Genomic DNA, 22,667 nt, shown 5'->3' on the forward strand with positions numbered 1-22,667 from the left:
GATGCGGATAGTTGATCTGTTTATCGCTCCGATCCGGTTTTATCAACGTTATATTTCTCCACTAAGCGGACCTTCTTGTCGGTTTGTTCCCACATGTTCGGAATACGCTATTCAGGCGCTGCAAAAATACGGCGTCATAGTAGGTTTGGGGAAAGCAATTTGGCGTTTGCTCCGTTGTCACCCCTTTCATCCCGGGGGATATGATCCCGTATGACCGTCTCCGATCGAGCGGTACATAAGTAAGGAGGAATGCGCGTCTTGTGGGACCAGTTGGTTAAGTCATTTACCGATATGATCGAGTTCTTTTACTCCATTACGGTTACCGCCGGAGTACCGAGTTACGGACTGGCTATCGTACTGATCACCATCGTGATCAAAATGCTGCTTTATCCGTTGAGCGCAAAGCAGATGAAATCGATGAAAGCTATGTCTGAATTGGCGCCGAAACAAAAAGCAATTCAAGAAAAATATAAAAAGGATCCCCAAAAAGCCCAAGAAGCCATGATGGCTTTGTACAAAGAACACGGTGTAAACCCCTTAAGCGGTTGTTTACCCTTAGTCATTCAGTTTCCGATCCTGATCGCTTTTTACAACGGATTAAGGAATTTTCAATTTCAAAACGAAGCCCATGCTCAATTTTTATGGGTACCGAATCTCTCTCTTGTCGATCCCTATATTCTCCCCTTACTAGCTGCTGCAACAACCTTCTTACAAATGAAAGTATCTAGTCCTACCACTTCGACCGGTAATGCCCAAGCCGAGCAAACGCAAAAAATCATGCTGTATGTCATGCCGGTCATGATTGGCTGGATGGCTCATAACTTTCCCGCCGGCTTGTCCCTCTATTGGGTGGTATTCAACACGGTCGGTATCCTTCAGCAACTGTACATCAACCGGAGCCTGAACGTGCGGAAGGGAGAAGGAACCGCTTAATGACCGAACCGATCACTTTGGAAAAGACTGCAAAAACAGTGGAAGAGGCTGTTCGTGCCGGACTGGCTGAATTACAGCTCGAAGAAAAGGATGTAGAAGTTCTCGTCCTGGAAGAGCCGTCGAAAGGTTTTCTGGGGTTGATAGGGACAAGGCCGGCGCGAGTGCGTTTAACCGTTAAGCCTGATCCAGTCCGGGATGCCGTCCGTTTTTTGAAGGATGTATTCCGTACCATGGGTGTCGAGGCGGAAATTGTACCCGAATGGCGCGATACGAACTTGTTTATTGGGTTCAAAGGGGACGACCTAGGCATTCTGATTGGTCGCCGCGGTGATACCCTGGACGCATTGCAGTATCTTGTCAATTTGGCCGTCAACCGGCAAGGGCCGGAACGGATCCGTATTGTTCTCGATGTAGAAAATTATCGTCAGCGCCGGGAAGAGACACTGGTGCGACTGGCTAAACGACTTTCCGAAAAAGTGATCCGGACAGGTTCACGGGTGGTGTTGGAACCGATGAGCCCGCAGGAACGACGGATTATCCATACGGCCCTACAGGGAAATCCGAAAGTCGTCACTTATTCCGAAGGGGAAGAACCCTTCCGAAAAGTGGTAATCGGGCCCAAGTATGAGTCCAAGCGTCCCCGGACGGAGACAGCGGCACCATCTCGATTTGATCCCCGCCGGTCCACCCGTCCCTACAGGAGTGATCATAAGGATAATTATGCGACGGGGGCACGGGTCAACTCTTACGGGAAACAGACTCCCCTCAATGGGAACGATGAAGAAATCCTTTAGTATGTGTATCTACAATTGAGGAAATAATAAAAAAGCGCCTAGGCGCTTTTTTTCCTATCTGTTGGAAGAGGGATGTTCATGGTTGGCGATACCATAGCTGCAGTAGCTACTGCGATTGGTGAAGGCGGAATCGGGATTGTTCGTGTAAGCGGTCCTGACGCTAAAGAAGTGATCAAGAAAGTCTTCCTTCCTCGCTACGGCAGCAGCGTCGACAGTTGGACTTCTCATACGCTTCATTTAGGTCACGTCATTCACCCGGATGACGGTCATGTGATCGATGAAGTGTTATGTGCCTGGATGGCTGGACCTCGTTCGTTTACAACGGAAGATGTGGTCGAGTTCCATTGTCATGGCGGTTCAGTCCCCGTTCGAGAGACATTGAATGCGGTGCTCCGTGCCGGTGTTCGTTTAGCTGAACCGGGTGAGTTTGCCCGTCGTGCTTTTTTAGGAGGTCGCCTCGACCTGGCGCAAGCGGAGGCGATCATTGGTATTATTCGAAGTAAAACGCGGGACGGACTCGGCGCAGCTGTTTCTCAGCTCGAGGGTCAACTTTCCCGTCGTATCAGCAAGGTACGCAATGAAATCCTGGCCGTGCTGGCGCACTTAGAAGCGCTTATCGATTTTCCTGAAGAGGATTTACCGGATATAACACCAGAACGTCTTTCCAAGGACGTTCAATCCATCTCCACGGAAATTCAACGCCTTCTAGATCGGTCTCAAACAGGTCGTGTATTGCAAGAGGGTTGGAGAACAGTCATTGCTGGTCGACCAAATGTGGGTAAGTCTAGTTTGCTTAATGCCTTGCTTGATGAGCAACGGGCGATTGTGACCGATATTCCCGGAACGACACGCGATGCAATTGAAGAATTTATTGAAATCGGCGGTATTCCTTTACGATTGGTCGATACGGCGGGTATCCGAGAGACGGAAGATCTTGTCGAGAAAATCGGTGTGGAAAAGACTCGCGAATATATGGAAAAAGCCGATCTGGTACTATACGTGTTGGACGGGTCCGATGGGCTCTCCAATGACGATGAGGAGCTATTGCGCTCTCTTCAGGATCGGCCATCGGTTGTGTTAGTTAATAAAAGCGATTTGACTGTTCGCCGTCTTGACGAAGAGCAACTTCAATCGGTCGTCGGAGATAAGCCGGTTATCTTCATGTCTGCAAAAGAGGGATGGGGATTAGAGGAATTAGCGGCGCAAATTCGTCGTCTTGTTTATAAGAACGAAGCGGGAAGCGTGCTTTCCGGAATGGATCCCAATGAGAGCCGCCTTGATTTGATTACACAAGCCCGCCATCGAGAAGCGTTGGAACGTGCCCAAAGTCATGTTCTCAGTGTAAAGTCAGGATTAGAGATGGCCTTAAGTCCTGATTTTTTGACCATTGATCTGAAAGCGGCCTGGGAAGCCCTCGGAGAGATCATCGGCGAGACTGTGGGCGAAGATATATTGGATAAGATATTCTCCTCCTTCTGCATTGGGAAATAAGAGTTTTGGAAGACGAGGGTGTAGCGATGTTGGAGTACCTAGCCGGTCAGTATGATGTGATTGTTATCGGAGCAGGTCATGCCGGCTGTGAAGCCGCTTTGGCGGCGGCTCGAATGGGATGTAAAACCTTGATTTTAACGATCAGTTGGGACAATGTAGCCTTAATGCCTTGTAACCCAGCTATCGGTGGTCCGGCCAAAGGTCACTTGGTCCGGGAGATTGACGCCTTAGGCGGTCAAATGGGTTTGACGATCGACGCCACAGCGATCCAAATACGGATGCTCAATACCGGGAAAGGACCTGCTGTCCATGCCCTGCGGGCACAAGCTGATAAAAAGAAATACCAACAGTATATGATTCAAGTTCTTGAGCATCAACAGAACCTGGATGTTCGTCAAGCTATGGTCGAATCGATACGGGTGGAGCAAGGCCAAGTCCAAGGTGTACTGACACAGACGGGGGCTTTTTTTGCTGCGCCGAATGTCGTCATTACGTCAGGTACATATCTGAAAGGCCGGATCATCATCGGTGATCTCCATTATCCCGGTGGTCCGAACGGCTATTTTCCGTCGACTGAACTGGCAGCTTCTTTGCGAGACATCGGTGTTCAACTGGGACGGTTTAAAACAGGCACGCCGGCACGGGTCGACGGGCGAACCGTCGATTTCACGAAGATGGTGGAACAACCGGGTGACGAGGATCCTTTGAATTTTTCCTTTATCTCACCTCGAATTGAGCGAAAGCAAATCTCCTGCTGGCTTACGTATACGACGGAAGAAACCCATCAAATCATTCGGGATAACCTGCATCGTTCACCGCTTTATGCTGGAGTCATCGAAGGGACTGGACCTCGTTATTGTCCATCCATCGAAGATAAGGTTGTCCGCTTTGCCGATAAAAAAAGTCATCAGGTCTTTGTGGAACCGGAAGGTGCCAATACGCATGAGATGTATGTGCAAGGGATGTCGACGAGTCTCCCCGAAGATATACAACTCGCTATGCTTCGCTCCATCATCGGAATGGAAAACGTGAAGATCATTCGTCCCGGTTATGCGATTGAGTATGATTATGTGGTCCCTACCCAACTGAAACTCTCTTTGGAACACCAGACGATTCAAGGATTATTTACGGCCGGTCAAGTTAACGGCACATCGGGGTATGAAGAAGCGGCGGCTCAGGGGATCATTGCCGGAATCAACGCGGCATGCCGGGCCCAAGGAAAAGAACCTTTTATTCTCAAGCGTTCCGATGCTTATATTGGTGTCCTGATCGACGATCTGGTCACAAAGGGTACGAATGAACCTTACCGAATGCTCACCTCAAGAGCAGAATACCGGTTGTTGCTTCGTCAGGATAATGCCGATCAACGTTTAACCCAAATTGGTCGTACGATCGGCTTGGTCGATGATATCCGCTATGAACGATTTCAACGTAAAATGGATCGGGTGGGACAAGAAAAAGAGTTATGGTCAAAAACATTTGTCACACCCGGTAATGCACGGCTACAAGAAATCTTGGAACAAAAGCAAAGTTCTCCTTTGACCAAAGGATTATCGCTTTTTGATCTGCTTCGCCGACCAGAACTGACATTTGATGATCTTCATTCCTTATTGGAATATGATGAGGCTCCGGAAACAGTTGACCCCGAGGTAGCCGAGCAAGTGGAGATATCGGCTAAGTTTGAGGGGTATCTGGTCAAACAGCAGGCGCAAGTAGAACGGTTCAATAAGTTGGAAAGCCGACGGTTACCTCCTGATTTGGATTATGCATCGATCGGAGGACTTTCTACCGAAGCGAGACAGAAACTTATGGCTCGTCGTCCAGAATCACTCGGACAAGCTTCGCGCATCTCCGGAGTAAACCCTGCCGATATTTCTATACTGTTGGTTTATCTGGAACAACGGCGTCGTCGGGATAACGGAGGAAACGGTGAATGACCGATCCGGAAAGCACTAGTAAAATGATTGACTGGAACAGTGATCAAGTAGCGCTATTTCAAGAACAGCTTCGCCAAGGAATGGCCCTCTGGGATCTCCCACTTACACCGTCATTAGAACAGACCTATACAGCTTATGCGATTAAACTTGTTCAAACGAATGCGCAGATGAACTTAACAGCCATAACAGATCCGGCTGGTGTAGCTGAGAAGCACTTCGTAGATTCCTTAAGTCCCTTTCTCTTACAACTGCCTCAACTAGATGGTATGCTGCGAATCGCTGACGTAGGAACGGGTGCTGGTTTCCCTGGACTGCCTATCGCAATGGCACGACCTCAGTGGAATTGCGTTCTTATGGACTCTTTACAGAAACGATGCCGTTTTCTATCAGATATCGTAATGGAACAGGGCTTGAAAAACGTAGAAGTTCTTCATGGTCGTGCAGAGGATATAGGTCAACAACTTCAGCAACGGGAAAAATTTAATCTTGTCCTTAGCCGCGCAGTGGCTCGACTCCCCTTATTGTTAGAGCTATGTTTACCATTGGTTAAGGTTGGAGGATTATTCATTGCTTTGAAAGGTTCCGACGGTCCCGCTGAAGTGGAGGAGTCTCGAAAGGCATTATCTGTATTGGGTGGGGTTATTGATCATGTAAAAGAAATGAGATTGCCTATTTCTCAAGATGGACGTACACTTATCGTCGTGCGAAAAACAAAGGGCACACCGAAAGCATATCCTCGCAAAGCAGGAACACCGAGTCGGAACCCCCTTATATAGGGGGTTCCAAATGTTTTATATCCCTTTAATGTTCTACGTGGAACACGAATAGGTGTTCCCCTTTTATTTCCCTTTATAAGGGACTAAAAAAAACATACGAAGGTGATTCTCTTTGGAAGGGGGGTAAATTCATTCTTACCCCCTTTATACATTTCTCAAAGGGGGTCATTTTTTTACCTTTTCATCACTGTGAAATCTGTCGGAAAGGGTGTTTAAGTTGAGCAGGACTTACTCTTACCGTGTTGAAAATGATAGGAATGAGTTTCTTTATAATCGTGGGTAAGGGTGGTGCATCCGTTGGCAAACATTATTGCTGTTGCGAATCAAAAGGGCGGCGTAGCTAAAACAACAACTGCAGTAAACCTAAGCGCCTGTCTCGCTGAAGCTGGTAAGGAAATTTTACTTGTCGATATGGATCCGCAAGGAAATGCTTCAAGCGGTTTAGGAATTGATAAAGTTCGTGTTCGTCATTGTATTTATGATGTGCTTATCAATGGTGCTCCGGCCGATTCTGTAATCGTCCGAAGTGATTGGGAGCATTTGCATATTCTCCCGGCGACGATTCAATTGGCTGGTGCAGAAATTGAGTTAGTCTCAGCGATCTCTAGAGAAGTAAAATTAAAACGTGCCATCGATCCGCTTCGATCCCGTTTCGATTTTATCGTCATCGACTGCCCGCCATCGTTAGGCCTGCTGACACTAAATTCATTGACTGCAGCTGATTACATGTTAATCCCGATCCAGTGTGAGTATTATGCACTGGAAGGTTTGGGACAATTGATGAGTACGATTAAACTGGTGCAAAAGCATCTCAATAATGACTTGAGTATCCTTGGTGTTTTGCTCACGATGTTTGATGCTCGGACAAACTTATCGATTCAAGTCGTCGATGAGGTCAAAAATCACTTCCCTGATGAAGTATTTCGTACTATTATTCCGCGTAACGTACGGTTGAGCGAGGCACCCAGTCATGGGCAACCGATCATCGCCTATGATCCGAAATCCCGCGGCGCTGAAGTGTACCGTGAACTGGCAAAGGAAGTGTTACAGCGTGTCTAAAAAAGGTTTAGGTCGTGGGCTTGGCAAGGGATTGGAAGCTTTGATTCCGTCAATGGCCGAAACTGTTGACGATGGAAGTTCTATAATAGAAATTAAATTGGAGCAGATAGTACCAAATCAGAATCAACCTAGAAAATATTTTGACAGCGAATCATTGGATGAATTGGCCCGTTCCATCTCAGAGCATGGTGTCATTCAACCGATGGTCGTCCGAAAAACTGGGAAAGATCGTTATCAATTGATCGTTGGTGAACGGCGTTGGCGTGCCTGCCGACAAGCAGGTATTGAAAAAGTCCCCGTAATTATTAAGGAGTGGGACGAACAAACTGTAGCTGAAGTCGCATTAATCGAAAATATACAACGTCAAGATTTGAATCCCATCGAAGAAGCGTCGGCATACCGTACTCTGATGGACGAGTACAATGTAACACAGGATCAATTAGCCAAACGCCTCGGTAAAAGCCGATCTTACATCGCTAACACCTTGCGCCTTCTTCACCTAGCTGAACCTATACGTTCTTTTATCGCTGAGGGTAAACTCACAGCCGGCCATGGTAAGGTCATTTTGAGTATTGAAAAACTTGATGAACAGAAAGAGCTAGCTGAACAAATCATTGAAAAGGGCTGGTCTGTTCGTCGAACCGAAGAAGAGATACGCAATCGGATTTATGCCCATGATCAAGATGAAGTAAATACGAACGTACAGATTCAAAACTCTGCAAATATGGATTCCTCAACGCAAAATGCAGTATCGAATATAGTGCCTCCTGTTTTAGATTCGAGCTCAAACGTTATGGGTGGGTTGCCAACGGATTCTATTGTTTATCCAAAACCCTTTTCGGAGGCATCCATTTCTAACATTAACTTGAATTCAGATTCTACCCCTAATACTAATGGTAACGTAAATTCAAAAACAAATCCTATGAATACTCCCTTAATACAAAAATCCCCCGAATTGATCGCGATGGAGGAAAAACTGCGTTCTTGGTTACAAACCCAGGTTCGAATTCGTTCGAATGGATCAACGGGAGTGATTGAAATCAATTATTATAACGACGAGGATCTGCAACGCCTATATGACAACCTAATTGGTCAAGAGATTAGTAATTAAAAATGTTCCACGTGGAACACTCCGAGATGAGCACATGATTGAAGATGTGCGAATGGGTAGGAGCCAAAAATGTTCCACGTGGAACACTCCGAGATGAGCACATGATTGAAGATGTGCGAATGGGTAGGAGCCAAAAATGTTCCACGTGGAACACTCCGAGATGAGCACATGATTGAAGATGTGCGAATGGGTAGGAGCCAAAAATGTTCCACGTGGAACACTCCGAGATGAGCACATGATTGAAGATGTGCGAATGGGTAGGAGCCAAAAATGTTCCACGTGGAACACTCCGAGATGAGCACATGATTGAAGATGTGCGAATGGGTAGGAGTCAAAAATGTTCCACGTGGAACACTCCGAGATAAGCACATGGATTGAAGATGTACGAATGGGTAGGAGTCAAAAATGTTCCACGTGGAACACTCTGAGATAAGTGCTTGGATTGAAGATATGCGAATAGGTAGAAGATAAAAATGTTCCACGTGGAACATCTATAGATTTCTTGCGTGTAAGGGGATGACAAACTATTGATATACATGGATAATGCGGCTACAACTTGGCCAAAACCGGACAATGTTTGGGATGAAGTGTTGCGAGTCGGAAAAAATATCGGCGCCAACCCCGGGAGAGCAGGACACCAAATGGCTATTGATGCCGGTCGGGTGATATACAAAGCGCGTGTAGCTATCGCCCGGCTTTTTCATTTATCCGATCCCCTCCGAGTTATCTTCACCATAAACGCGACAGAAGCTCTTAATTTGGCCATCCTCGGAACAGTAAAACCGGGGGATCATGTGATTACGTCTCAATTGGAGCATAACGCAGTCGCTCGACCTTTGCGATACTTGCAAGACAAAGGGGTGGAAGTCACCTATCTACCCGGGGATGAGTATGGGCGCATTTCCCCCGATGAATTGCGGCAAAGCCGAAAAGCGAATACGAAAACGCTTATTCTCAGCCATGCTTCGAACGTGACTGGAGCATTACAAGACTTGAAAGCGCTGTCTAAGACAGCAAAGGAATTAGATTTGCGCGTGATGGTCGATGCTGCACAGACTGCCGGTGTGCAGCAGATTGATATGGAAGAATGGGGAATCGATCTCTTGGCTTTCCCAGGTCATAAAGGACTCCTCGGACCTCAGGGTACGGGAGGATTATGTATTGCCCAAGGTATAGATGTAGATCCCCTCCGATTCGGTGGGACCGGTAGTCAAAGCGAATCAGAATTTCAACCGGATGTTCTGCCCGATCGTTTTGAAAGCGGTACCCCAAATACACCTGGAATCGCTGGATTAGCCGCGGGATTAGAGTTTATCGCCCAAACAGGTCGGGAAAAGATTGAATCTCATGAATCGAAACTTACCGAACTAATCCTGAACGGTTTAGGAGATTTAGAAAAAATTAAGGTATATGGACCTCCAGTGAAAGAGCCAAGGGCAGCCGTCATATCCTTTAACGTAGATGGGATGGAAGCTGCAGAGATGGGTTTTTTATTAGATCAGGTCTATCAAATCGCCGTTCGAACAGGCTTGCATTGTGCACCAGTGGCACACCGAAAAAATGGGACCCTTGAAACGGGAACTGTGCGCTTAAGTCCGGGTTATTTTAACAGCGAAGAAGAAGTGAGGGATGTTCTGGCTGCCATCAAAACACTGGTGGAAGAAGCTAGATAAAAACATATGATAGGTACAATCGTAAATGCCGCTGCCGTCATCGGAGGTGCCCTCATGGGCACTTTATTTCAGAAAGCTATTGCAGAAAAGTACAAAATCACCATCATGCAAGGAATTGGCCTATCAGTAGGACTTATTGGGATTCAAATGGCATTGCAGACGAAAAACCCTTTAATCGTTGTCACTTCCCTTGTTCTAGGAGCGATCACCGGGGAAACTATCGACATAGAGGCACAATTAGAAAAAGTCGGCAAATACTTGGAGAGCAGAGTAGGTTCAGGCCACGGAGATGTAGCTAAGGCCTTTGTAACGGCCAGCCTTATCTATTGTGTCGGAGCTATGGCGATCATGGGATCGATCCAAGACGGTCTAACAGGAGACTCATCCATCTTGTTTGTTAAATCCCTTCTCGACGGCATCACTTCTATCATTCTGGGATCTACACTCGGTATTGGGGTAGCTATTTCATCTATCCCTGTATTTTTATATCAGGGAGCTATTACACTCCTGTCCTCCTATATTCAGCCATTGCTTAAACCGGCGATGGTTACCGAGATGACTGCCGTAGGCGGTCTTCTGATCCTCGGGATTGGCACAAACATACTTGGAGTAACTAAACTGCGTGTGGGAAACCTACTTCCGGGAATTATCGTCGCAGTAATCGCAGCCGGGTTATTTCCGCCGGCGTAAGTTAGCTACATAAAGGGGATGGTCAGTTGGATACGCATACAACACCTTATGTGGCCATCAGTCGACCGCAGTTGATCGAGAACATTCGTCGTATGGCCGAGGAATGTAGCAAACGAAACATAAAATTAAGACCACACTTTAAAACTCATAAAATGATCTCCATTGCCCAAATACAAACGGAATGGGGAGCTATAGGTTTTACTGTAGCCAAATTGACGGAAGCTCAAGTGCTCATCCAAGCTGGTTTCAACGATATTCTCATCGCCTATCCCCTCTGGGGAGAAGATAAATGGAATACCTATAGGTCCTTATCGAAACAAGCTGCACTCTCCACCATCATAGATTCAACGGAATCCTTGCGAGCATGGTCCGAACAAGCCAGACGAAGTGGTCAACCGATTCGAGCTTATGTCAAAGTAGACAGTGGATTGGGACGAGTGGGTTATCCACCGGGAGAAAGGCTAAACAAATTGGTACGACGTGTCGCAGCTTCGGAAGAAATAGAGTTTTTGGGACTGTTGACCCACTCTGGTCATGCCTATGGAGCAAATTCTCCCTCTATACGGGAACAGATCGGTCGAGATGAAGGAAAAATCCTAATGCAAATAGCCGAGTCAATGAGGGCAGAGGGAATTAAAATTCCAGAAGTCTCGACGGGTTCCACACCGACAGTGGAGTTCAACCTTCAGACACCAGGAGTCACTGAGGTCCGACCGGGTAACTATGTCTTTAACGATGCAACACAAGTACGGCTCGGTGTAGTGCCGAAGGAACGGTGCGCCTTACAGGTCGTAACGACGGTTGTCTCGCGACCGAATGAAAACCGCTGTATTATAGATGCTGGTGCAAAAGTACTGGCGCTCGATCAAGGTGCACACGGGAACCATGCCGATATCGGTTACGGGATCCCTTCCATTGCCGGTTGGAAACTATCAAGGCTTTCGGAAGAGCATGGAGTTTTGGAACGTATCGATTCAACAGCTCCGCAAGTTTCAGTGGGAACTCAAATGACGATTATCCCGAATCACGCCTGCCCCGTTGTCAATTTAGCCGACCGAGTCATTCTTGTCGACGCGCAAGGAACTTCGATCGATATTTGGACCGTCGATGCCAGGGGATGCAGTCAATAAAATAAATAAAAAATGATGAAAAATAATAAAAATAAAGAATGAACATTTAAAAGTAAATTTAAGTTTACATCCAAAATTAAATTTAAAAAACAAAACGGCGATCTGAGTTATTATTTCAGATCGCCGTTTTTTTATATAACCGAAGCAATGAATCTTATTTATCCGTAACAGGATTCAAGCTTCCTGTTCGATATCCCTCTAAATCAATCGTCACATAGCGAAAACCAAGCGATTTCAACTTAGACACCATCAAAGAAGTCTGAGCAGCATTCAAGAATTTTTCCATTGAATCACCAGCTTCAATTCGTGCGATTTCCCCATGATGGCGTACACGAATGTTGTCATAACCAAGGGTACGCAAATATCTTTCCGCTTCATCCACTTGGAGTAATTTTTTAGGGTCCAAAGGAGTACCATAGGGAATCCGAGAGGCCAAGCAAGCCATACTGGGATGATCCCATGTCGGTAGACCCATCATTTGGGACAAGCAACGGACATGTCTTTTACCCATACCTACTTCCGCCAGTGGACTACGAATCCCCAACTCTTTCAGTGCACGATGACCGGGCCTGAAATCGAGATGATCATCCACTTGCTCACCATTTAGTACTAACGGCAGTCCTTCCGCGCTGGCCAATTCCTTTAGAGACTGAAAAATCATTTTCTTACAATGATAACAGCGCTCCGGGGGGTTAGAAGACACTAGAGTAGAAGACAGCGGATCCATATTTACGACTCGATATTCTGCTCCGATCTGCCGGACTAAACTAACTGTCAGATCGAGAGTTCCTACTGGAAGAAGTGGTGAGTCCACGGTACAAGCAAGCATCCGGGGTGTAATAGACAAGGGAGAGTTGTCTGGTTTAGGAATGTTGGATTCATTAAGCTGTGACTTCACCCACGTATCGTGCCACGCCGCCAATAAAAAAGTGCTGTCCACTCCTCCAGAGAAAGCTAACAAAGCGGATGGAATTTGGAGTAGAAGTTCTCGCAGTTGGGAATACTTGAGAAGGGATTCGGTTTGAATGTCTGGTAAGTCAGCATGACGATGGAGTTTCATTTAATGCCCCCTTTCGTTTCGATTATAGCGGATTTAAGCTTGTTTTCCGAGTGACATAATAAGACTTGTTAGCAAGAGAACTTGTCGAAATACAAAGGAAATGAGCTAAACATGTGGAATTAAACTAGTCGGATGAAAGGGGGAGGACACTTGCCAGTATACTTACCATGGATTACAGAGAATATCAATGGACTCGTCGTCACCAGCCTGGGATTGACCTTGATTAGTACGGTACTGCTTATCTTTATATATCAGCGCTTTCGCAAAATCACTGCGATGTACGGCGATTTGATGAAGGGCCAAGAAGGACGCAATCTGGAAGAACTTTTGCTGGAGAACCAGCGTGTCAATATGGATGCTTCCCAGCGTCTAACTCAACTGGAGACGGCAGTGACCAAACTCGAAACAGATAGCGAAGAAATGGTTCGCCATATCGGGATTGTTCGTTTCAACGCTTTTGAAAATGTGGGTTCCGATCAAAGTTTCTCCGTGGCCCTGTTAAACAACCACTATAACGGTGTGGTGATCAGCAGTCTTTATGGTCGTGAACTATCCCAAGTGTATGCCAAGCCGATTCAAAAGGGGAAATCAACATATCTGTTGACCAAAGAGGAAGAAGAAGCCCTGGCGAAAGCAATAAACAAATAAGACAAAAAATCAACATCGATTTTCCGGAATTTTACTGTGGCAGCAGGAAAAGTTGAGGCGATGTCGAATCATCATGTTTATGGATATTTATACCTGGGGGGTGATTTCCATATCCAAAGATGATTCGCCGCGCCGGAAACGCCAGAAGCCCATGACGATTATGTTTGTCCCAGGCACCGGCGAAAAGTCTTTCAGTATCAACTTATCCCCCGAACGGGCACGACAGATGCTGATCGGCGGTATCATTGCAGGTGCATTTGTAGTCCTGTTGTTGATATTGTCCGTCTATACATTGACCCAGCTGTCAGAACTGCACAGACTTCGCAGCGTCAATGAAGAACAGGCTCAAAAAATTGAAGAACTGCAACAATTCACGGTGACCGTCCAAGATCGCTTGACTAAGATTAAGCAATTGGACAAGCAGATACGCCGAATGGTCGGAATCGACGGTGAAGAAGAAAAAGCGATTGCTCCACCGGCCAAAGATTCGGAAGTCATTGAGGATTCCAGCTTGGTTGAACCGGGAGACGAAAAAAATAATCTGCATGCCTTTGTCATGCCCTCCCGTTCTGGAGGGACAGTTCCCGTAGCGATGTCGATGAATCAAGAAGCGTTTGAATTAGATGATGTAGAAAACCTATCTGTTTTACTGCATGAATACTATGAGGAACTAGATCAAAAAGCAAATGACTTGCAACAATTGGACAAAGAAGTGGGGGAACGGCTCAATTACCTCGCGGCTGTTCCGTCCACCTATCCTGTACGAGGCGAGATCACATCACCTTTTGGAGCAAGAAAATCACCCTTTGGGGTGAATAAAGAATTTCATACCGGACTTGATTTGGCTGCGGACTACGGTACGCCAGTCCGTTCCGCCGCCAAAGGAAAAGTCGTTTTTACGGGTTCGAAACCGGGCTTGGGGAACGTTGTGGAAGTTGACCACGGCTACGGATTCACAACTGCGTACTGTCATCTATCCGCAATCACTGTGAAAGTAAATGATACGGTGGAACGTGGGGATCAAGTCGGTAAAGTCGGCAACAGCGGACGGAGCACTGGACCCCATTTGCATTTCATGGTCAAAAAAGACGGGCAACTCCAAAATCCAGAAACGTATCTGATTCACTAAACGGAGGCGCGATTTGATGTTTGGGCGTAAAAAAGAATCAACCATGACAACGATCGAACGTGTAGACACCGTCATCGGAAAAGAATCTCTGTTCACGGGTACCTTGAAGGCCATGGGCAGTGTTCGAATTGACGGTCAACTAAATGGAGAAATCCTGGGGAAAGGCGATATCGTCATCGGTGAGACGGGTAAGGTCGAAGCCGCCATTGAGGGCCGTAATGTGATCATCGCGGGGACCCTACGGGGCAACGTCGATGCTAGTGGTCGATTAGAAATCGCGTCGACGGGGCGTCTATACGGCGACCTGCAAGCGGCCAGTTTAGTGATCGACGAAGGAGCTGTGTTTCATGGCAGTTCTCGAACCGAACGGAGTCATGCTGCCATCGCTGAAGATGCCAATGATGTAGAAGAAAGGCAGGTAGAAGGCTTGCAGGTGGAAGGGGCGCGGTAACCACCCGCCTTTTTCTTTTGCCGAACTATTAGGGCCAGTTCGGTCCGAGCCACAAGTAATCGGCAGCCGGAGCGGATGCGTTATAGGTGAGTGACGTGACCGGCTGCCGGCGGGTTGCTTGATAATAGCCGAACAATATTCCTCGGCTGATGTGATCAGCCAGTCTGACGACTGCCGATAGGCGCGTGTTTTGTAAGACCATAAATTCCATAAAACCGCCGACATTGACGATGCCGGTGATATGAAGATCTCCGATTACAGGGAGGTCTTTTTTTACGCCTGCACCGGGGCGCAACCCACCGAGAGATAAGGTGACTTGACCGACTTGATCGACCCGACCGAGCGAAGCATCAACAGCAATAACCAATGCATCGGGATGAGCTTCTTCGATCGCTTTTTTTCGTTCGACTAGATTAGTGGCGTGAATGGGATCATCCAAGGTCCCGTAAATATGATAATAAGCCGAAGCCAGGGGTTTCAACTGAGTACCGACAAGCGGACCGAGACAATCGCCTGTGGAGCGATCGGTTCCAATGCAGACGATGACCCGTGGACGACTGAGGCTCGGATCTAAATAGAGAAAGAGTTCGGCCAAGGCCTCACCGATCTCATAGGCGCACCGCCGATCAGACCCGGTAAAATAATGTTTTTCTCCTGCCAGCAGGTGTTGCCATTCTCGTCTATTGGCCATGACGATACTCCTTTCATCCAGTTTTATTATCATCATGCCCCTGCGAAAGGGAAATTAAACCATCACTCCTATGGAATGGGGGAAGAAAAATGGGATTCCTCTGGCAGGTTCAGGTAGCGTCTGTTTATGTTGGGGCTGTATTGGGCGCCGGATTTGCCTCCGGACAAGAGATTATGCAATTTTTTGTCCGTTATGGTCCCGCCGGTGCGGGTTCCGTCGTCTTAGCTGGTGTTCTCTTTGGCCTGCTGGGGCCTGCAATCATTTACGTCTGCCGCCAAAAAGGGGTGGCCCAATACCAGGACCTGATCAACCTCATCTTTGGATGTCGGTTAGGGCGAGTCATGGATGTGGTCATCGCCTCATCTTTATTTGTCGGTATCATGGTCATGCTATCCGGTACAGGAGCCCTGGTAGAGCAGCAATGGGGTTGGCCCTCTTGGATCGGAGTGACTGGAACGGCGGTCCTTGTTACCGCTTGTCTTTGGTGGGGTTTAAAGTCTTTAGTCTGGGTCAATACCATCCTTGTACCTTTGAAATCAGTCATCTGCCTAGCGGTGGCCACAGCTGTCGTAGTTTGGATGCCGCCGATAGACACGGGTTCCTTCGCATCGTTCCATGGAACAGAAGCGATTCCGGCGATGTCTAGTTTGCATAATCCTATTGAAGCGACGGAGGTAAGTGGAGGCGGACTCTTGCCGTCATCGCCAGCGCTGAGCGCTTTTTTATATGTTTCCTTTAATCTCACCATGTCTCTCGTCGTCTTAGTGGCTCTCGCGCCTCAAGTTCGTCATCGCGGAGGATATTTAGGCGCAGCCGTGGGCGGGCTTTCGCTGGGATTTTTCGCTTATGTCTTAACCTTGGCCATGCTACATTATGTGCCTGCCATCGAAGGCTACCCAGTGCCCATGTTGTTTTTAGCGGGTGCCCTGCACCCTTGGACAGGTGAGATATACGCCTTTTTGCTCTGGCTGGCCATGTTTACAGCTGCTCTTGGCAGTGCCTTTGGAGCTGCCTTGCGGCTCTCAAAAATGGAAAAAGGGCCGCATTATCGAAAAAGTTTATTGTTTTCCATCATCGTCGTGGCTCCCTTCGCCTTGCTGCCTTTTTCCGAACTAGTGGCCACGTTGTATCCTTTTTTCGGATATGTGGGACTTCCCCTGATCATTGCGATCGCCTGGGTGGCACTGAGAGAGTTATTTCATACTCGCACCAAAGATATTTCCATTTAATACCAAATTGAAGACGCTATATCCTATGCAATGTGCGGTCCCATCGAACCGGGCTTCCCAAAAGCGCGAAAAGATTAGAAAATAGATATATCGTCAGCAGAGATACGAGGGGGCCCTATCGTGGCGAAGAACAGGGTAACTCATGAAGAACACCACATCATCATCGGTACGGCCGGCCATGTCGATCATGGAAAAACCCAATTGGTAAAAGCGTTAACCGGTGTAGATACAGATCGACTGAAAGAAGAAAAAGAACGGGGTATCTCCATTGAACTTGGATTTGCCCCCTTTGTCCTTCCGAATGGACTGCGCGCTGGCTTTGTCGACGTCCCTGGCCATGAACGTTTCATCAAACAAATGCTGGCCGGGGTCTCCGGGATGGACCTGGTAATGCTCGTCATCGCCGCCGATGAAGGGGTCATGCCCCAGACGCGAGAGCATCTCGATATTATTGAACTGCTACAGGTGCCTCGGGGAATGGTCGTATTGACAAAGGCTGATCTGGTGGACGACGAATGGCTCGAACTGATGGTTGAAGAAGTCAAAGAATTCTTAGAAGGAACCAGCCTGTCCCAGGCACCGATCATCACCGTTTCATCGACAACAGGAATTGGATTGCCTGAACTAAAACAATGTATCGTCGATAAATCTAGTCATCTCCCTCGACGTCCACTTGCCGGTGCAGCTCGACTCCCCATTGACCGGATTTTTACGGTCTCCGGCTTTGGAACAGTCGTGACCGGCACCTTGGCTTCCGGCGTCATCAGCGTCGGCGATACACTTTCCGTCATGCCTGCTGACTGGCCGGTACGTGTGCGAGGTCTACAAGTGCACGGAAAAAAAGTGGACGCTGCCCTAGCCGGGCAGCGGGTGGCGGTCAATCTTTCCGGCGTTGAAGTAAGCCAAGTGGTCCGAGGCGATGTGCTGGCTAAGCCTGGGTTATTCACACCGTCTTATCGAGTAAGTGTACGACTAAAAACATTGCCGGGAAGGGACAAGCCCCTCAAAGAACGGGAACGGATACGCTTTCACAGTGGAACTCGAGAAACACTAGGACGTATCTCCTTGCTCGATCGGGAAGAGCTGGTGCCGGGAGAAGAAGCCTACGCGCAAATCCTATTGGAAGAGCCTATAGTCACCGTAAAGGGAGATCGCTTCGTCATTCGCACCTATTCTCCGGCTCTAACTGTAGGCGGTGGGCAAATCATCGAGTCAACAGCGATAAAACTAAAAAAACATCGTCAAGATGTCTTGCAAGCTCTCGCGACAAAAGAAATGGGGAGTCCTGTTGAACGATTGACCCAACATCTCAACCAAACAGGGATTCCCCTTTCCTTGAGTGAGGCCGTCAAAGTGCTCGATGTAACGAGAGCAGAAATCGAATCCATCATCAAGGAAATTCAATCCTCAGAACTATCCTTGGATATTGCCCTTCTTAAGGGTGACAGTGAGCCATATCTTCTCGCGGCGACAAGATATGATGGACTCGTAAAAGCCATCGAAAAGGAACTGGGGCATTTTCATCAAAAATACCCCCTTCGTTTAGGCCTACCGAAAGAAGACCTTAAAGGGCGACTGACGCCCCTGTGGGGCCAAAAGGTCTATAGTGCACTTCTGGCGACCCTCCAGGAAAAAGGGAGGATTACTCTTCAAGGAAACCTTTTAGCGTATTCTGGATACGTTCCGGTACCGCAGGGAGAAACGGCTCGGCGACTAAATACTTTAGAACAACAGTTTGTTTCTTCCGGCCTGCAACCACCTACTCTGAGCGAGTTGACGAAGGAATGGGTCGAGGGGGAGCATCGTCCTCACTCTGAATTGGAGGAATATCTAAATTATCTAACGGACACAGGAAGAATTAAAAAAATTACAGACGAATTGCTTTTTCATAGACAAGCCAATCAAGACTTTATCGATACAGTCAAGATGGGACTTAAGACTAAAGGAGAATTAACGGTAGCCGACGTGCGAGACCTGACCGGGAGTTCCCGTAAGTACATCGTTCCCTTATTGGAGTGGTTGGATCGGGAACGAGTGACTCGGCGAGTAGGGGATAAACGGGTAGGGTTCATGCCAAAGACCTGAATGCTTGCCGATCAGATGGTTCTTTCGTCTGAAATAAATTTAGGTAACAATTGGAAAAATGGTCATAGCATTGGTGGTCTTTACATACCCTCTTCAATAGAGAGAGGAGGGTTGTCTTTGATTTTTATCACAAAACGTACCTTGATTACCGTATTTGGACTAATGTTTCTCATACCCGGGCTCTTCTACGTCAGTTGGATGAAAGCCGTCTCTGTGATGGCACCGGGAAAGCTGGACGGCCCCCCGATTATGATCGAAGTGGCCGTGGAACTTACCGGGCCGGTAGCACCTTGGGGCCAGGCAGCCATGAAAGGGGTCAAGATGGCTGTCGAAGAGGCAAACCAAATAGGGACAAATGGTCGCCGTTTTGAAATCACCACCGTAGACGCCAATGACACGACCGGATTGTCTGGAATACCAGAACAGGTACAAAAAAATGCCGCCGTTGCCGTTCTCGGGCCCATCACTCCGTCCAAAGCAGAAGCGCTGATCAAGACCGGTCTCAAGGTTCCGCTCGTTAGCCTATCGACCAGCCCGTCTATCCCTACCTTGGGGGAAAAGGTCGTACAGGGAACCTACAATGATGAACAACAAGGAACTGCGGCTGCACAGTATGTCGTCAAAAGCGGCTATCGGCAAGTCCTCCTGGTGACCGAAGAAAAAAGCGCCTATGCTCAGTCTCTTGCTCAGGCTTTTCAAAAGACCTGCGAGGAACAAGGTGCTAAAATGGTTAAAGAAGTTAGCTACAAACGAGGACAACAAGATTTCAGCGCGATCCTAACGGAAATCCAAAAAGAAAAAGCGGACCTAATCTATTTGCCCGGCTACGCCAAAGAAGCGAGGGCCTTCTTACAGCAGGCCCGGCAAAAAGGAATTGAGACGCCGATCATCGGCGGTGACGGACTCGAGTCAGTCGCCAAAGAACTGGCCAACAAAGAAAAGACAGGAGACTCCTGGCGGTTGTATTATACGACGCCGAACTTTATCCCCACGGGACAAGCCGATGAATTTATCCAAGTCTATCAAAAGCGATATAACGAATCGCCTCAGCCGATGGCTCTGTGGGCTTATGAAGCGACACGCGGTCTGATCAATGCACTTTCTACGCCGATTGTCCAAAAAGATCCGTCGAAATTAATGCAACAGATGGCTATTTCCAGTTGGCCTGTCGCCGGTGGACGGATGCGAATCGATGGGGATCGCCATGCTATGCGACCTATGGCGATTATGGAGTTTAGTTCAGAACTTCGCCTGGTCGACGTGATTCCTCCCAACCAGTAAATAATCCGAATCGTCATGTTTAAAGGGCGGTTGACGTAGGCAAGAATACCTCCTGTAAGGGAAAACGCCTTAAGGAGGAGAACATCTTGTTCCGCAACCGCGTTTCTCCTGCCTTCCAGGTCCTGACCCTTTCCACCTTACTCATCATCCTGCTGGGTGGAGTGGCCTTCTACCTGCCGCACTTGGAGGCCCGCACGACTTCACCCTTACCCCTGCTTCGGTTGCATGTGATCGCTCCATCGGACGATCCGGCAGACCAAGCTTTGAAGTTAAAAGTTCGCGACGAAATCCTCGCCTATGTGGACCCGCTACTCGCCGGTTGCCACTCCGTTGAAGAATCCCGGGAAGTGGTCCTTGAGCATTTGGATGAAATCCAGAAGAAAGCAGAGGAGCGAGTTCAACAGGAAGGCTATAGTTATAGCGTGGCACCGCAAGTAGGCCGGTTTCAGTTCCCTAAAAAGGTCTACGGCCATCTAGTCGCCCCGGCTGGTGAATACGAAGCCCTGCGTGTCGTTATCGGCGAAGGCAAAGGAGCCAACTGGTGGTGTGTACTCTACCCGCCCCTGTGTTTAAGTGATCGAACGGGCGCTCAGGTAACAGTCCCTGTAGCTACGGTTGAGAATGGAACCGTAAATGAAGGTCAACCAGAGATGGCGAAGGTTGAAATACGCTCAAAGCTTTGGGACTGGATACAGGAAAAAACGCAATAACACAGGAAAAGTAAATGCACTCTCTTAATAGAGCAAAAAACCTCCAAGCACTATCGCTTGGAGGTTTCCTTTTACCCAAAATTACAGGTTGTTCTTATACCTATGTAGGGCCCACGAAGGCCGTCACCGACACGTTTTCCAACCATGCTCTCGCACGTGGGCACCTTGTCACTCCCATTTGTCTTCCCGTCGTAGCGGGCCTGACAGCCGTAAGCGATCTTGGTTCCCTAAATAAAACTTATAGATTGAAAACATTAATCGGCAACGTACCCAGCAGGTACCGCCGGTGTCTCACCGACAAGATGTATTGTACCTAAAGCAGTGAAAAATGTCACTAGGGCGTTTTTGGAAATAAGGACAAGTTTCAATTCTTCTCATTAGAGAATATGCATATTTCGTAAACTAGACAGGGAGGAATCTGAATGTACGATCCCATGGGCCACCAGGGCCATCATTCCCGGTTACTCGAAACAATCCAAAACTGTGAAGCTACCTGCGAACACATGGTTACCCATGTGGCCTGTCTCCATGACATACGTCAGCGCTCCCGGCAACTGTTGCTTCTCCGAGACTGCGCCGATATTTGCGGGCTCACAGCGAAATTCGTCGCTCGTCGGAGTCCCTTTGCCCGGCAGTTGGCTCATGTTTGCGCTTGCATCTGTGAAGCCTGTGGGAAGGAATGTTCTCGATTCCCCGACCGGGAATCGCAAGAGTGCGCCCGGATTTGCTTCCATTGTGCGAGAGAATGCGAAGCCTTTGCGATGGGTAGATAACAGGGAAGCAAAAAGAGAGTTATTCATCCGGCACAGAGCATGTAAGGACTCGCTTAAAAAAGGCGAGTCTCTTACATTTCAGCTTCGTTAAGGTCCGCTTCTAAAACGTCAAGGTGGTGAACAATCTGGGATAACTCGTTAAAAAGCAATGCACGGTCTTCCATAACAGCTTGGTGAACGAGAGATCGGGCCAGTTGTACCACCCTCTCTTTGGTGTTGAGTAAAGAATTCTTAGCTTCAGAGAGGGCTTTTTCGTATTCCACTTTGGATTTCATCTGGAAATCGTGAAAAAAAGCATCTCCTACGTTAATCCACTCAATATCTTTTCCGCTGCCCGAATCGAATTTTACCTGATCATCTAAGTACTTCTGTTTAAGTTCGGCTAGCGTTTTCTCCATGATAATCCCCTTTATACGAGAATAGACAAAAAGTCGAGAGATGATGAAGTCACCGTCATCGTCGTGAAGAACAGGAATATTTATTTTTTCGACAATTAATGCTATCATAGAGCAACAGATAAGTTACAGTATCTCATTTCCAAGGCGATTAGCCCCATTTTATTTACTCGACAGAAGCGATATTTTGTACATGGGAGTGAATGGGTCCTGGTGGGCTTCACGGGCTTCAAACCCGGTTGGCGCGCGGCTAACCCGGGCGCGGTAGGTTCGATTCCTACGCACTCCCGCCATTAAAAAAACGAATAGCAATGTCACTTGAAGCATAGTTTTGCGAGACAGCAAAACTATGCTTTTTATTTTGGAAATGCAAAACTATGGTTTTATTACGAAGGGTATACGTTTTTACTTTGAATTAAACGTTAACTCGCCCTATTTTAATTATAACAAATAAAAGATGGTCAATATAGACTATTTATTCTCATTTACTACTGCTAAAATGCAATAGAACTTTAATAAGACCCGTTGGAAGGAATTATGCGTATACGGTTAAGAGATGTACTTCGACGTGTTTTCTGTAGATGGTGTTTTATACCGAGCATTCATTTGTCTAGCGATTAT

22 protein-coding genes, 1 tRNA gene and 1 other RNA gene are annotated in these 22,667 nt (G+C 47.6%); 20 read left to right on the forward strand and 4 right to left on the reverse strand.

Annotation, left to right across the window (positions count from 1 at the left end; genetic code table 11):
* The first annotated feature begins 1 nt into the window (after window position 1).
* The 11 genes from yidD to H1S01_RS13025 all read left to right on the forward strand — a co-directional run bounded on the left by yidD (window position 2) and on the right by H1S01_RS13025 (window position 11,594).
* Window positions 2–214 (forward strand): membrane protein insertion efficiency factor YidD, encoded by a 213-nt coding sequence (gene yidD / locus H1S01_RS12975; protein WP_155477681.1) that lies wholly within the window; start codon window positions 2–4, stop codon window positions 212–214.
* 35 nt (window positions 215–249) lie between these two features.
* Window positions 250–933 (forward strand): YidC/Oxa1 family membrane protein insertase, encoded by a 684-nt coding sequence (locus H1S01_RS12980; RefSeq protein WP_188040880.1) that lies wholly within the window; start codon window positions 250–252, stop codon window positions 931–933.
* A complete protein-coding gene (gene jag / locus H1S01_RS12985) occupies window positions 933–1,727 on the forward strand; it encodes an RNA-binding cell elongation regulator Jag/EloR (RefSeq protein WP_188040881.1) in 795 nt (264 codons plus the stop codon). Before H1S01_RS12980 ends, jag begins: the two co-directional genes overlap by 1 nt.
* A gap of 78 nt (window positions 1,728–1,805) precedes the next feature.
* The gene (mnmE, locus tag H1S01_RS12990; RefSeq protein ID WP_188040882.1) at window positions 1,806–3,218 is read left to right on the forward strand and encodes a tRNA uridine-5-carboxymethylaminomethyl(34) synthesis GTPase MnmE; all 1,413 of its coding nucleotides are present in this window, start codon (window positions 1,806–1,808) and stop codon (window positions 3,216–3,218) included.
* Between the two features lie 26 nt (window positions 3,219–3,244).
* Window positions 3,245–5,155 carry a tRNA uridine-5-carboxymethylaminomethyl(34) synthesis enzyme MnmG gene (gene mnmG / locus H1S01_RS12995; RefSeq protein WP_279287004.1) on the forward strand — a complete coding sequence of 637 codons (1,911 nt, stop codon included), beginning with the start codon at window positions 3,245–3,247 and terminating at the stop codon, window positions 5,153–5,155.
* Window positions 5,152–5,931 carry a 16S rRNA (guanine(527)-N(7))-methyltransferase RsmG gene (gene rsmG / locus H1S01_RS13000; protein ID WP_188040883.1) on the forward strand — a complete coding sequence of 260 codons (780 nt, stop codon included), beginning with the start codon at window positions 5,152–5,154 and terminating at the stop codon, window positions 5,929–5,931. The genes mnmG and rsmG overlap by 4 nt, the downstream gene beginning before the upstream one ends.
* 297 nt (window positions 5,932–6,228) lie before the next feature.
* A complete protein-coding gene (locus tag H1S01_RS13005) occupies window positions 6,229–6,990 on the forward strand; it encodes a ParA family protein (protein ID WP_188040884.1) in 762 nt (253 codons plus the stop codon).
* Window positions 6,983–8,101, forward strand: a complete 1,119-nt coding sequence (locus H1S01_RS13010; RefSeq protein ID WP_188040885.1) for a ParB/RepB/Spo0J family partition protein — start codon at window positions 6,983–6,985, stop codon at window positions 8,099–8,101. Before H1S01_RS13005 ends, H1S01_RS13010 begins: the two co-directional genes overlap by 8 nt.
* Before the next feature lie 527 nt (window positions 8,102–8,628).
* Window positions 8,629–9,774: an aminotransferase class V-fold PLP-dependent enzyme gene (locus H1S01_RS13015; protein ID WP_188040886.1), complete on the forward strand. Its 1,146-nt coding sequence runs from the start codon at window positions 8,629–8,631 to the stop codon at window positions 9,772–9,774.
* A gap of 6 nt (window positions 9,775–9,780) precedes the next feature.
* A complete protein-coding gene (locus tag H1S01_RS13020) occupies window positions 9,781–10,464 on the forward strand; it encodes a DUF554 domain-containing protein (protein WP_188040887.1) in 684 nt (227 codons plus the stop codon).
* Between the two features lie 26 nt (window positions 10,465–10,490).
* A complete protein-coding gene (locus H1S01_RS13025) occupies window positions 10,491–11,594 on the forward strand; it encodes an alanine racemase (RefSeq protein ID WP_188040888.1) in 1,104 nt (367 codons plus the stop codon).
* Window positions 11,595–11,748: 154 nt separating this feature from the next.
* On the opposite strand, the gene larE is transcribed toward H1S01_RS13025, so the two are convergent.
* A complete protein-coding gene (larE, locus tag H1S01_RS13030; protein ID WP_188040889.1) occupies window positions 11,749–12,654 on the reverse strand; it encodes an ATP-dependent sacrificial sulfur transferase LarE in 906 nt (301 codons plus the stop codon).
* Window positions 12,655–12,804: 150 nt separating this feature from the next.
* Here larE and H1S01_RS13035 point away from each other — a divergent pair, with 150 nt between their 5' ends.
* Genes H1S01_RS13035 through H1S01_RS13045 form a run of 3 tightly spaced genes read left to right on the forward strand, consistent with a single transcriptional unit; the run spans window position 12,805 to window position 14,882 of the window.
* Window positions 12,805–13,302 carry a DUF4446 family protein gene (locus H1S01_RS13035; protein WP_188040890.1) on the forward strand — a complete coding sequence of 166 codons (498 nt, stop codon included), beginning with the start codon at window positions 12,805–12,807 and terminating at the stop codon, window positions 13,300–13,302.
* Window positions 13,303–13,354: 52 nt separating this feature from the next.
* A complete protein-coding gene (locus H1S01_RS13040) occupies window positions 13,355–14,431 on the forward strand; it encodes a M23 family metallopeptidase (protein ID WP_188040891.1) in 1,077 nt (358 codons plus the stop codon).
* Between the two features lie 16 nt (window positions 14,432–14,447).
* Entirely contained in the window at window positions 14,448–14,882 is a 435-nt protein-coding gene (locus tag H1S01_RS13045; protein WP_188040892.1) for a bactofilin family protein, read from the forward strand.
* Window positions 14,883–14,910: 28 nt separating this feature from the next.
* Here H1S01_RS13045 and yyaC read toward each other — a convergent pair whose 3' ends face one another.
* Entirely contained in the window at window positions 14,911–15,573 is a 663-nt protein-coding gene (gene yyaC / locus H1S01_RS13050; RefSeq protein WP_188040893.1) for a spore protease YyaC, read from the reverse strand.
* Window positions 15,574–15,662: 89 nt separating this feature from the next.
* Here yyaC and H1S01_RS13055 point away from each other — a divergent pair, with 89 nt between their 5' ends.
* From H1S01_RS13055 to spoIIR, 4 genes are all read left to right on the forward strand, one after another.
* A complete protein-coding gene (locus H1S01_RS13055) occupies window positions 15,663–16,802 on the forward strand; it encodes a YkvI family membrane protein (protein ID WP_188040894.1) in 1,140 nt (379 codons plus the stop codon).
* A gap of 120 nt (window positions 16,803–16,922) precedes the next feature.
* Window positions 16,923–18,887: a selenocysteine-specific translation elongation factor gene (gene selB, locus H1S01_RS13060; protein WP_188040895.1), complete on the forward strand. Its 1,965-nt coding sequence runs from the start codon at window positions 16,923–16,925 to the stop codon at window positions 18,885–18,887.
* A gap of 117 nt (window positions 18,888–19,004) precedes the next feature.
* Window positions 19,005–20,168, forward strand: a complete 1,164-nt coding sequence (locus H1S01_RS13065) for an ABC transporter substrate-binding protein (protein WP_188040896.1) — start codon at window positions 19,005–19,007, stop codon at window positions 20,166–20,168.
* Between the two features lie 86 nt (window positions 20,169–20,254).
* Entirely contained in the window at window positions 20,255–20,878 is a 624-nt protein-coding gene (gene spoIIR, locus H1S01_RS13070; protein WP_188040897.1) for a stage II sporulation protein R, read from the forward strand.
* A gap of 104 nt (window positions 20,879–20,982) precedes the next feature.
* Here the strand turns inward: spoIIR and ssrS are convergent.
* Window positions 20,983–21,161, reverse strand: a non-coding RNA gene (ssrS, locus tag H1S01_RS13075) — 6S RNA.
* 139 nt (window positions 21,162–21,300) lie between these two features.
* Between ssrS and H1S01_RS13080 the strand changes: the two genes are divergently transcribed.
* Window positions 21,301–21,651 carry a four-helix bundle copper-binding protein gene (locus H1S01_RS13080; protein ID WP_188040898.1) on the forward strand — a complete coding sequence of 117 codons (351 nt, stop codon included), beginning with the start codon at window positions 21,301–21,303 and terminating at the stop codon, window positions 21,649–21,651.
* Between the two features lie 71 nt (window positions 21,652–21,722).
* On the opposite strand, the gene H1S01_RS13085 is transcribed toward H1S01_RS13080, so the two are convergent.
* Window positions 21,723–22,049, reverse strand: a complete 327-nt coding sequence (locus H1S01_RS13085) for a hypothetical protein (protein WP_188040899.1) — start codon at window positions 22,047–22,049, stop codon at window positions 21,723–21,725.
* Window positions 22,050–22,241: 192 nt separating this feature from the next.
* Here H1S01_RS13085 and H1S01_RS13090 point away from each other — a divergent pair.
* A tRNA-Sec gene (locus H1S01_RS13090) sits at window positions 22,242–22,339 on the forward strand.
* The last annotated feature ends 328 nt before the right edge of the window (window positions 22,340–22,667 follow it).

This window comes from Heliobacterium chlorum (assembly GCF_014502795.1).
In the GTDB taxonomy this organism is placed as follows: Bacteria; Bacillota; Desulfitobacteriia; order Heliobacteriales; family Heliobacteriaceae; genus Heliobacterium; species Heliobacterium chlorum.

What these genes read in the sequence shown, in the direction of transcription:
- yidD (WP_155477681.1), top strand. Translation starts at nt 2, where the DNA reads ATGCGGATAGTTGATCTGTTTATCGCTCCGATCCGGTTTTATCAACGT.
- H1S01_RS12980 (WP_188040880.1), top strand. Translation starts at nt 250, where the DNA reads ATGCGCGTCTTGTGGGACCAGTTGGTTAAGTCATTTACCGATATGATC.
- jag (WP_188040881.1), top strand. Translation starts at nt 933, where the DNA reads ATGACCGAACCGATCACTTTGGAAAAGACTGCAAAAACAGTGGAAGAG.
- mnmE (WP_188040882.1), top strand. Translation starts at nt 1,806, where the DNA reads ATGGTTGGCGATACCATAGCTGCAGTAGCTACTGCGATTGGTGAAGGC.
- mnmG (WP_279287004.1), top strand. Translation starts at nt 3,245, where the DNA reads ATGTTGGAGTACCTAGCCGGTCAGTATGATGTGATTGTTATCGGAGCA.
- rsmG (WP_188040883.1), top strand. Translation starts at nt 5,152, where the DNA reads ATGACCGATCCGGAAAGCACTAGTAAAATGATTGACTGGAACAGTGAT.
- H1S01_RS13020 (WP_188040887.1), top strand. Translation starts at nt 9,781, where the DNA reads ATGATAGGTACAATCGTAAATGCCGCTGCCGTCATCGGAGGTGCCCTC.
- larE (WP_188040889.1), bottom strand. Translation starts at nt 12,654, where the DNA reads ATGAAACTCCATCGTCATGCTGACTTACCAGACATTCAAACCGAATCC.
- H1S01_RS13045 (WP_188040892.1), top strand. Translation starts at nt 14,448, where the DNA reads ATGTTTGGGCGTAAAAAAGAATCAACCATGACAACGATCGAACGTGTA.
- yyaC (WP_188040893.1), bottom strand. Translation starts at nt 15,573, where the DNA reads ATGGCCAATAGACGAGAATGGCAACACCTGCTGGCAGGAGAAAAACAT.
- H1S01_RS13055 (WP_188040894.1), top strand. Translation starts at nt 15,663, where the DNA reads ATGGGATTCCTCTGGCAGGTTCAGGTAGCGTCTGTTTATGTTGGGGCT.
- H1S01_RS13080 (WP_188040898.1), top strand. Translation starts at nt 21,301, where the DNA reads ATGTACGATCCCATGGGCCACCAGGGCCATCATTCCCGGTTACTCGAA.
- H1S01_RS13085 (WP_188040899.1), bottom strand. Translation starts at nt 22,049, where the DNA reads ATGGAGAAAACGCTAGCCGAACTTAAACAGAAGTACTTAGATGATCAG.